Source organism: Ensifer sp. 1H6 (assembly GCF_001976035.1).
Classification (GTDB): domain Bacteria; phylum Pseudomonadota; class Alphaproteobacteria; order Rhizobiales; family Rhizobiaceae; genus Ensifer; species Ensifer canadensis.
In genome coordinates this window covers 1-7,714 of record NZ_MOAI01000067.1, presented here as the reverse complement: position 1 = coordinate 7,714, position 7,714 = coordinate 1, and the positions used below count along the sequence as shown (strand labels likewise).

General features: G+C 61.9%; 3 protein-coding genes and 1 pseudogene. 2 read left to right on the top strand and 2 right to left on the bottom strand.

Going from position 1 to position 7,714, the window contains the following annotated elements; translation table 11 throughout:
• The first annotated feature begins 468 nt into the window (after positions 1-468).
• Positions 469-2,423 (top strand): annotated as a pseudogene (locus tag BKP54_RS34600) (M23 family metallopeptidase).
• 131 nt (positions 2,424-2,554) lie between these two features.
• Here the strand turns inward: BKP54_RS34600 and clpB are convergent.
• The gene (clpB, locus tag BKP54_RS34595) at positions 2,555-5,161 is read right to left on the bottom strand and encodes an ATP-dependent chaperone ClpB (protein ID WP_057210218.1); all 2,607 of its coding nucleotides are present in this window, start codon (positions 5,159-5,161) and stop codon (positions 2,555-2,557) included.
• A 302-nt stretch (positions 5,162-5,463) separates the two neighbouring features.
• A complete protein-coding gene (locus BKP54_RS34590; RefSeq protein ID WP_057221351.1) occupies positions 5,464-6,471 on the bottom strand; it encodes a hypothetical protein in 1,008 nt (335 codons plus the stop codon).
• 248 nt (positions 6,472-6,719) lie between these two features.
• Here BKP54_RS34590 and BKP54_RS34585 point away from each other — a divergent pair, with 248 nt between their 5' ends.
• Positions 6,720-7,301 (top strand): TetR/AcrR family transcriptional regulator, encoded by a 582-nt coding sequence (locus BKP54_RS34585; protein WP_057210220.1) that lies wholly within the window; start codon positions 6,720-6,722, stop codon positions 7,299-7,301.
• The last annotated feature ends 413 nt before the right edge of the window (positions 7,302-7,714 follow it).

The following is a 7,714-nucleotide window of genomic DNA, read 5'->3' as shown; positions in this document are numbered from 1 at the left end:
AAAACTTCCCGCCGAAACTCGCGTCCCGACCAATCAGCATCCGCCAATCAAGGAAACCTTAAAACGAAGGACATCGTCGCCAGCAGCGCCGCCGCCCTCGTTCAGTGATCGGGCTTATAGACCCCACACATCGAACACGTCAACAGGCAATTTCAAAATAAATGACAGTTTTCTGACAAAGCCCGGAAATGCGGGCTTTTCACTCCGAAAAAACTTTCGGACGCCTCCGAACGGCCTGTGGAGACACATTTTGGCCCTTACTTCTTCACAATCCACCGATCTAAGCGAAATTATCGGTGCGTCACGCGGGGGCGCCTGGGGAACGCGGATGCACATATTATAGGGTGTGCACCCCCTCACCTGTCCTCCCCTCATGGATTTGACTCCCGTGTGCGAAAGATGCACATCTTCGCGCAACGTATCGCCTGCAAGAATACGGCAAGACAAATCAGGGGCCCCCAGCTCGGAATGATCACCGACAAGAAAATGGTCCGGTCGCTCGGCGACCAACCGCCGATCCTTGCGGACGGCCGGCGCGCACCGGACAGACGCGAGATTTCGTTGCGCTGGCTTTCCGGCACCTTCCTGACCGGCATCACCTCCAGCCTTCTTATGGGCGTCGCGCTTTTTGCAGCGCTTGACGGTCGCCAGCAGCTGGCAATCCCGGCCGAAGCCTACGCAGCACTCGACGCATCGAACGGCGGCAACGCCCCAGTCAATGCCAAGCGCGGCAGCCGCATCCTTTCGCCCAACATCGTTGCCAAGCCGGCTGACAAGACCGTCATGGAAGTCTCGACGATGATCCATGACGGCGAGAAGGAAGTGGTGCGCAAACAGCCCTTCGTTCACGTCAAGATGGCGCTTGCCGCCAACCACCAGGTTTCCGACAGCTATCCGGACTTCGATCCGCTGGCGATCTTCTCCACCGACGACGCCGATGCCGAACCGCAGGTCGCGCGTACCGGCACGCTCTACGGCTCCAACGTCGATTCCGAAGTGGCGCTGAAAACGGTCGATTTTCCGATCAAAGGCTCCAGCCTGACCTTCGACAACTCGATGTCTCTCGACGAGGTCGAGGAGAATGTTCGCACCAACGGTTCGGTCCTGACCGAGGGCAGCACCCAGGTCGCTTCGCTCTTCTATGTTGACCCGCAGCGTTTCGCCTCCGATAGCGACGGTCTCGATCTTCTCCAGGGCCTGACCGCACGCATCGTCGAGCAAAACAAGAGCGATGCGGCTTACGAGAGCATCAACGAACAAAGCACTGAGTATGCCGACGACATCATTCCGGTGCGCCGCAAGACCGACATCGCGACCGCCATGGTCAATGCCGGCTACGCCAAGGCGCAGGCCGAAGATGCTGCCGGCTATATCGGCGAAGCGCTCGGCGCCAAGGAACTCAACGACGGCGACGTCCTGCGCATCGGCATCATCCAGAAGGGCGAAGAAGCCCGCATCGTCCGCGCCACCATCTATTCGCGCAACCGCCATGTGCTGACGATGGCCGTCGACGACAACGGCCGCTTCGTTCCCGGCGCCGAACCGCCCAAGCTCGACGCGGTCGCGACGCCTTCGACGACAACGGCACGCCGACGATCACCAGCACCCACGATTTGCCGCGCGTCTATGACGGTATCTATCGCGCCGCGCTCTCCTACGGCATGAACGCCGACATGGTCGGGCTCGTCGTCAAGCTGCTCGCCAGCAATGTCGACTTCCAGGCGCAGCTGAAGCCGACGGATTCGCTCGAAGCCTTCTTCTCGGTCACCGACGATCGCGGCTTGGCGACGGCGGATTCCGAACTGCTTTACGTCAAGGCGAAGTTCGGCGATGCCGAGACGACCTTCTACCGTTTCCAGGATCCGGACGACAATTCGATCGACTACTTCAACGGCGAAGGCAAGAGCATCCGCCAGTTCCTGCTGCGCAACCCCGTGCCGAACGGCCACTTCCGCTCCGGCTTCGGCATGCGCCGCCACCCGATCCTCGGCTTCTCGCGTATGCACACCGCGTCGATTGGGCGGCCCCCCCGCGGCACGCCGATCATCGCCGCCGGCAACGGCACGGTGGAGAAGGCTGGCTGGGATTCCGGCGGATACGGCAACCAAACGCTGATCCGCCACGCCAACGGTTACGTCTCCTCCTACAATCACCAGAGCGCGATCGCCAAGACCGTCAAGGCCGGGGCGAAAGTGGTTCAGGGCCAGGTGATCGGCTGGGTCGGCACGACAGGTCTTTCGACCGGTCCGCATCTGCACTACGAGCTGATCGTCAACGGCAACAAGGTCGATCCGCTGCGCATCCGCCTGCCGGGCGGCAAATCACTGGGTGGTGACGCGCTTGCGAAGTTCGAGAAGGAACGCGACCGCATCGACGAGTTGCTGAACAAGGACGGCAACGGCAGCGAAGTGGCCAGCAAGTAGCCAGTGAGATCCCCCCTTCGTCGACGGCTAACGCTTCGAGAGGCGGTCACCGCGATCCCCACAGCAACAGAATTCCTAGGCATGAACGAAAAAGGCCGCCCCGAAGGGCGGCCTTTTCAAGTTTCTACGGTTTAGGCGGCTTCTCTTTCCGAGCCGGCGCCACGCTTGAAGTTCAGGCGGTCGGAGCCGGCAAGAACCTTGATAGTGGATCCATCCGGGAACTCGCCCTGAAGGATCTTCTCGGCCAGCGGATCCTGAAGATACCTCTGGATCGTCCGCTTCAGGGGCCGAGCGCCATAGGCGGGATCGTAGCCCTTTTCGGCCAGGAACGTCCGGGCGTCATCTTCCAGTTCCAGCGTGATCTTGCGCTCGGCAAGCAGCTTGAGCAGCCGTGCGAGCTGGATATCGACGATCGCGCCCATTTCCGAGCGACGCAGCCTGTGGAACAGGATGATCTCGTCGACGCGGTTCAGGAACTCCGGCCGGAAGGCCGACTTGACGACGTCCATCACCTGGTCGCGAACGACATCGCTGTCCTCGTCTTCGCCAAGGCCGGTCAGATATTCCGCACCCAGGTTCGAGGTCATGATGATCATCGTGTTGCGGAAGTCGACGGTGCGACCCTGACCATCGGTCAGGCGGCCGTCGTCGAGCACCTGCAGCAGCACGTTGAAGACATCCGGATGCGCCTTCTCAATTTCGTCGAACAGCACGACCTGATAGGGCCGGCGGCGGACGGATTCGGTCAGCGCTCCGCCTTCCTCGTAACCGACATAGCCGGGAGGTGCGCCGATCAGCCGGGCAACGGAGTGCTTCTCCATGTATTCCGACATGTCGACACGCAGCAGCGCGCTCTCGTCGTCGAACAGAAAGCGGGCGAGCGCCTTGGTCAGCTCGGTCTTGCCCACCCCGGTCGGGCCGAGGAAGATGAACGAGCCGATCGGCCGGTTCGGATCCTGCAGGCCGGCACGGGCACGGCGAACGGCACGCGATACCGCCTGGACGGCATCGCCCTGGCCGACGACCCATTTCGCCAGTTCGTCTTCCATCCGCAGCAGCTTGTCGCGTTCGCCTTCCAGCATCTTGTCAACCGGGATACCGGTCCAACGCGAAACCACATGGGCGATGTTGTCGGGGGTGACGACCTCCTGCACCATCGGATTGGCGTTGGCGTTCTCCTGGCTTTCGGCGTCGGAAAGCTCTTTCTCGAGCTTGGGGATGACGCCATAGGTCAGCTCTCCGGCGCGCTGGAACTCACCCTTGCGCTGGACGATCGCCAGTTCGTTACGGGCTTCATCGAGCTGCTTCTTAAGGTCGGCGGCGCGGCCAAGCTTCTGCTTTTCCGCCTGCCAACGGGCCGTCAGCGCCGATGCCTGCTCTTCGAGCGAGACCAGATCGAGCTCGAGCTTTTCCAGCCGGTCCTTCGACGAGGTGTCGGTTTCCTTCTTCAGCGCTTCGCGCTCGATCTTCAGCTGCATGATGCGGCGATCGAGTTCGTCGAGCTCTTCAGGCTTGGAATCCACCTGCATGCGCAGACGCGAGGCCGCCTCGTCCATCAGGTCGATCGCCTTGTCCGGCAGATACCGGTCGGTGATGTAGCGGTTGGACAGCGTAGCGGCGGCAACCAGCGCGGAATCGGAAATCCGCACCTTGTGGTGCTGCTCGTATTTTTCCTTCAGGCCACGCAGGATCGAGATCGTGTCCTCGACTGTCGGCTCCTCGACCATCACTGGCTGGAAGCGGCGGGCAAGGGCTGCGTCCTTCTCGACGTGCTTGCGGTATTCGTCGAGCGTGGTCGCGCCGACGCAATGCAGCTCGCCGCGCGCAAGCGCAGGCTTCAGCAAGTTGGAGGCATCCATCGCCCCTTCCGCCTTGCCGGCACCGACCAGCGTGTGCATTTCGTCGATGAACAGGATGATCTCGCCGTTTTCCGCCTGCACTTCGTTGAGCACGGCCTTCAGCCGCTCTTCGAACTCGCCGCGGAACTTCGCGCCTGCGATCAACGCGCCCATGTCGAGCGCCATCAGCCGCTTGTCCTTCAGGCTCTCCGGGACGTCGCCATTGACGATGCGCAGGGCGAGGCCCTCGGCAATCGCCGTCTTGCCGACGCCGGGCTCACCGATCAGGACCGGATTGTTCTTGGTCCGGCGTGACAGCACCTGAATCGTGCGACGGATTTCGTCGTCACGGCCGATCACCGGGTCGAGCTTGCCTTCGCGCGCATCGGCCGTCAGGTCACGGGCATATTTCTTCAGGCTGTCGAACCCCTGCTCGGCATTGGAACTGTCGGCGGTGCGGCCCTTGCGAATATCGTTGATGACTTGGTTGAGCTTGGTCGGCGTCACGCCGGCCTTCTTCAGGACGTCGGCCGTGGCAGCAGAGCTTTCGATCGCCAAGGCCACCAGCAGGCGTTCAACGGTGACGAAGCTGTCGCCGGCTTTCTTGGCCGCTTCTTCCGCACTCGAAAAGACGCGAGCGAGCGGCTGCGACAGATAGACGGAACCGTTGCCGCCGGAAACCTTCGGCAGTTTGGCGAGTGCAGCATCATTGCCGGCGCGCGCTTCGCGCGCGTCGCCGCCAGCCCGCTCGATCAGCGAAGCGGCCATGCCCTGGTCGTCGTCGAGCAGCACTTTCAGCACATGCTCGGGCGTGAACTGCTGATGTCCCTGCGCCAGCGCATAGGTCTGCGCCGATTGCAGGAAACCGCGCACGCGTTCGGAATATTTCTCGATATTCATACTTTACCTCCATAGCCCACCAGGCCCGTCACGCGGCACCCGCTGGTGTTTCAGGATCAGGTTCCCGCATTCGGCGAACCTGTCATCGGGCGTCGATCCACACCTTGCGCGGGATCAACACGTCCGAAGCGAATATGGGGCAGCGAATTTCGAAATTAAAGGGCTGATTGCATGTCGCAATTAGGAAATCTTGCGAAGGACGAAAACGGCCACGCGTCTTTACGATGCGCGGCCGTCGGCTTTTGGATGCAGGGCATTGCCGTGCCGCGTCGGGCGAACGCGCTGCGGCTGCGGCCCTGAGATCAGCGATCGGCAAACGACGTGCCGAACTCCTTCATGCGGGAGACGTAGTAAGCGGGCTCGATCAAAACTTCCGGCAGGTAGAGACCGGCCTTTGGCGCTTCGCCCCCGGACAGACCGAGCATGCGCTCGACCGCAAGCGCGACGCCGAGCGCTGTCAGCGGGGCCTGGCCCTGCGGATGCACGATCTCATGCCGGCGCGAGACCCACTCTCCGTCTTTCGACTGCCCCTCGATCTCGAGCGTGATCTCCGTCGAAAATGGCTCGCCGCGCCGCCGACTGGCAGAGACGCTGTAGGCAAGATCCAGCCGGATCTCCCTGGCGCCGGTACGTGTGGCCAGCGCCATGACGTCGAAGGGCGAATAGGCGGCAGCATCAAGCTCGACACCATCGACACTTTTGTAGCGCGCGCTTGCTTCCTGCCCGCTCGCCCAATGCAGCTTGCCGTCCTTGACCGTCAGCGATGCCGGCGCGTTGCCGGTGATGCGGTTGTAATCGGCAAGTGCCGCTGGCCCGCCCATGTCCTCCTCATCGAGCAGGACGCCGATACGGATCGCGTCAACTGTCTCGTAGGACGAAAGCGCTTCGAGCACCGGGAAGATCGCAGCCCCGGCAAGCCAATGGCTGGCGAGCAGGATCGGCGCCTTGTCCGGTGCATGGATATACTGGGCAACCTCGGGCCCGATCTCGAACGTTCCGCTGGAGAGGCTGATATACGGTATTCCCCTGCCCTGCGCATATCGCATTGAGGTCAGCCTTTCGTCCTTGACGAAGATCACCACGGCGCTGAAGGCGTCCTTGTCGTTAAGACCGAGATCGGCGCGGTCGAGATCAACACGCACACCGGTCGCTCCACCGACCTCGCTCGCGACGGCCTGCGCCCGGGAAAGATCACGACCGCCGATTGCCAGCGGCAGATCGGGATGCAGCCTGCGGATCGCCTTCGCCGCCTGCGACCCGACGACGCCCGAGCCGCCGATGATCAGCACGGGTGAGAACTTGCTCGACATGTTCATATCTCCTAGACGGAAAGAAGGTGGCATTTTGCCAACCTACGATTAGTAAGTTACCATCGGTAGATAAGTAGCAAACGCGCCCCGTCAAGGGATTGGGATATTTTATCGCCTAGAGCGCCGCGCGTCTTATTAGACGCGCAAAGGTCGCTGTAGCACTTTGAACTGCTGCATGTTTTTATCCTTAAATCGAATAGGATTTAAGGAAACATGCGGCAGTGTGGACGACCCGAGGAGAGCAGCCGATGGAGAAAACGGCGATCAGGAAACTAGCCAAGCCCGAACGGCGTGCCCAGCTCATCGAAACCTCCAAGGAAATTTTGCGGGAATGCGGCGCGGACGCCCTCACCCTCGGCCACCTGGCCGAGCGCGCCGGCGTCAGCAAGCCGATCGCCTATGAGCACTTCGGAACCCGCGAGGGGCTGCTGATCGCGCTTTCGCGCGAGATCGAGGAGCGCCATACCGATAAGCTGAAGAAAGCGCTGCTGGACGCCCCGGCCGATCTTGCATCCGTCGCCGGCATCATCAGCGCCGTCTACATCGGATGTGCCGTCGAAAGCGGTTCGGAATGGCAGGCGATGTCAGGCGCCCTGCGTGGCAATGCCGAGATGGACCGCGTGCAGCAGGAACTCGCCGATGACTATGTCGCGCTCATCGGCGCAGCCATCGCACCTTTCTCCACCCTCACCGAAGATGATCTGCGCCTGCGTTGCGCGGGCATTGCCGGTGCTGCGGAGGCGATTGCCCGGGAGTTCGTCCGGGGGCGAACGACCGAGGACGATGCGGCCACCAATCTCGCAGCCTTGATTGTCAAAGCTGTCGGCTGATGGACAACGCCAGAAGCCGGCGATCAATGGAGCGTGCGGCACGGGACGATCGCCAGCCCTAGCGATTATGGTGCGCTTCAGCGTCCGCAGTCTTCCGAGCAAAATTCCGGCAACAAAAAACCCGGCCGCAGAGCGGACCGGGCTTTTGATGTTCGCTTCTGCCGCGCCGCATACGCCGCCCAACTGCATGTTTCCTTAAATCCTATTCGATTTAACGATCAAAACATGCAGCCATTCAAAGTGCTACAGCGACCTTTGCGCATCCAATAAGACGCGCGGCGCTGTAGGAAGACTTACTCGGACTCAGCCAGTGCCGGCGCTTCCGGAGGCGCGTCGCCTGACGCTTCGCCTTCATCGGCTGCAGTGCGGCGCGGACGGCGCGGGCGCGGCGCGCTGCGGCGACGCGAGGCCGC

Excerpts from the sequence above, each read along its gene's own strand:
- clpB (WP_057210218.1), bottom strand. The coding sequence starts at position 5,161 with ATGAATATCGAGAAATATTCCGAACGCGTGCGCGGTTTCCTGCAATCG.
- BKP54_RS34590 (WP_057221351.1), bottom strand. The coding sequence starts at position 6,471 with ATGTCGAGCAAGTTCTCACCCGTGCTGATCATCGGCGGCTCGGGCGTC.
- BKP54_RS34585 (WP_057210220.1), top strand. The coding sequence starts at position 6,720 with ATGGAGAAAACGGCGATCAGGAAACTAGCCAAGCCCGAACGGCGTGCC.